The sequence below is a fragment of the Photobacterium gaetbulicola genome, assembly GCF_003025515.1.
GTDB classification, from domain to species: Bacteria; Pseudomonadota; Gammaproteobacteria; order Enterobacterales; family Vibrionaceae; genus Photobacterium; species Photobacterium gaetbulicola.
On the sequence record NZ_PYME01000061.1, the window covers coordinates 1 to 2,455 of the forward strand.

2 protein-coding genes are annotated in these 2,455 nt (G+C 53.5%); both read left to right on the plus strand.

Annotation, left to right across the window (positions count from 1 at the left end):
* Window positions 1–68 precede the first annotated feature (68 nt).
* Window positions 69–1,610 carry an IS21 family transposase gene (istA, locus tag C9J03_RS26275; RefSeq protein ID WP_044620844.1) on the plus strand — a complete coding sequence of 514 codons (1,542 nt, stop codon included), beginning with the start codon at window positions 69–71 and terminating at the stop codon, window positions 1,608–1,610.
* Between the two features lie 9 nt (window positions 1,611–1,619).
* Entirely contained in the window at window positions 1,620–2,375 is a 756-nt protein-coding gene (gene istB / locus C9J03_RS26280) for an IS21-like element helper ATPase IstB (protein WP_044620845.1), read from the plus strand.
* Window positions 2,376–2,455 lie beyond the last annotated feature (80 nt).

The window sequence follows — 2,455 nt, forward strand, 5'->3', positions numbered from 1 at the left end:
CCGGAATCCCTTTCAACGTATTGATCTTCAACTTATTTGGTAACCTGTTTCCTATTTGGAGCAGGACTATGCCAGCAAAGAGGATTGCAATGCGTAAAATTCGAGACGTACTCAGGCTGAAACTGGATGCCAGGTTGTCGATTCGGCAAATCAGCGCAAGCACAAAAGTCAGCGTTGGTGCTATCCAGAAACTGCTCCAGAAAGCACAAGCACTGAATTTGACTTGGCCGCTTCCTGATTCACTGACAGATGAGCAACTGGCCCAACTGTTTTACCCCGAAGCCGATACGCGGGCCTCGAGCCGATATCAGGTTCCCGACTGGGCTGCTGTCCATCAAGAGCTGAAACGCAAGGGGATCACCAAGCAACTGCTGTGGGAAGAATATACCCAGCAATACCCCAACCGCTGCTACAGCTACTCGCAGTTCTGTGACCGTTACCTTCACTGGAATAAACAGCAAAGACGCTCCATGAGACAGCTGCATAAGGCCGGGGAAAAGTGCTTTATCGACTACTGCGGCCAGACGGTTCCCATTATCTGCCAGAGCACCGGTGAAGTCCGGCATGCCCAGGTGTTCGTTGCGGTTCTCGGCGCATCCAACTATACCTATGCGGAAGCCACAGAGTCCCAGTCATTACCGGACTGGCTGCAAAGCCATGTTCGGGCATTCGAGTTCTTCGGTGGTACACCGGAGATGTTGATCCCCGACAACCTGCGCAGTGGCGTCAGCAAAGCATGTCGTTATGATCCGGAACTCAACCCGAGTTATCAGCAGGTTGCTGAACATTATCAGGTAGCCGTCATGCCAGCTCGCCCTTATAAGCCCAAGGATAAAGCCAAGGCTGAAGTGGGTGTGCAAGTCGTCGAACGCTGGATCCTGGCACGCCTGCGCCACCACAGCTTCTTCTCACTGGCTGAGTTAAACCAGTGCATCAGGGCTTTGCTTGAAGAGCTGAACCAGAAGCCGTTCAAACAGTTACCCGGCAACCGCAAAGAGGCCTTCGAAAAGTTAGACCGGCCAGCCCTCAAGCCCTTACCGTGCACGCCTTACCGCTATGTTGCGATCAAACAGGTAAAGGTGAATATCGACTATCATATCCAGTATGAACATCACCACTACTCAGTTCCGCACCAGTATGTTGGTGAGAGGCTGGAGCTGCATGCCGGAGAACGGCTAATCCAGCTCTATTACCGCCAACAGCTCGTCGCTTCCCATCCCCGGAAACGCTATCCCGGCATAACAACCGATGAAAGCCACATGCCGAAACGCCATCAGAAACATCAGCAATGGACGCCCGGTCGCCTCAAGCGGTGGGCTAGCGCCATCGGGCCAGATACCCTGCAATGGGTCAGCGAACGTATGGAAGAAAAAGCCCACCCGGAACAAGCCTACCGTCTGTGCCTCGGGCTACTCAGCCTGAGCCGACAGTATCCAGCCCAGAGGCTCAATACCAGCTGTAAACTTGCCAACCAGGAAGGTCTGGTCAAGCTCCGGCAAATCAAATCAATCCTGGCGAGCAACCGTGATCAGCTATCCGAGCAGGAAGATGGCAACCCATGCTTGCCCCAAGATCACGAAAATATCCGCGGGCCCCATACCTTCCACTAGGAGAATGCCATGACACAGCAAACACTCAACCGGTTACGGGAGCTAAAGCTCAGCGGGATGGCAGAGGCACTGGAGCGGCAGCAAGAACAGCCTGGCACTTATGAGGAACTCTCGTTCACCGAGCGGCTGAGCTTGTTGGTCGAACAAGAGCAGTCAGTCCGGCAGCAACGCAAGCATGACCGGTTGATCCGGCAAGCCAAGTTCAAACTTAATGCCACCGTTCAGGAGATCGACTACCAGCACCCACGCAATATCGAACGTTCACGCATCGCCCGGTTGGCGCAACGGGACTGGCTTGACCGGGGGCAGAACCTGCTGATCACCGGGCCATGTGGCAGTGGTAAGACTTATCTCGGCTGCGCTCTTGGCCATAACGCCTGCCTGCAAGGCTATAGCGTTCGTTATTACCGGACTTCAAGGCTACTGCTGGCCCTGACCCAGTCAAAAGCTGACGGCACATACCATAAGCTACTGGCCCAGCTTGCCAAAGTCCGCTTGCTGATCTTGGATGACTGGGGACTTGAACCGCTGAAAGCCGCGCACCGTAACGACCTGATGGAAATCATGGATGATCGTTATGCTCAGGCCTCAACTGTGCTAATCAGCCAGTTACCGACTGATCAATGGTACGCACAAATCGGTGACAACACGCTGGCAGACGCTATCTTGGATCGCCTGATGCACAATGCTCACAGGCTGCAACTAAAGGGAGAATCAATGAGGAAAAAGCTCGGAACGTTGACGGAAGATGAACACTTAAGCTAAAAAACAACTGTCGTGATACGTTGAAAAGTTAAGTGTTCACGTTCAGCCGGAATCGGTGTTCAACTTCGCCGGAATACGCA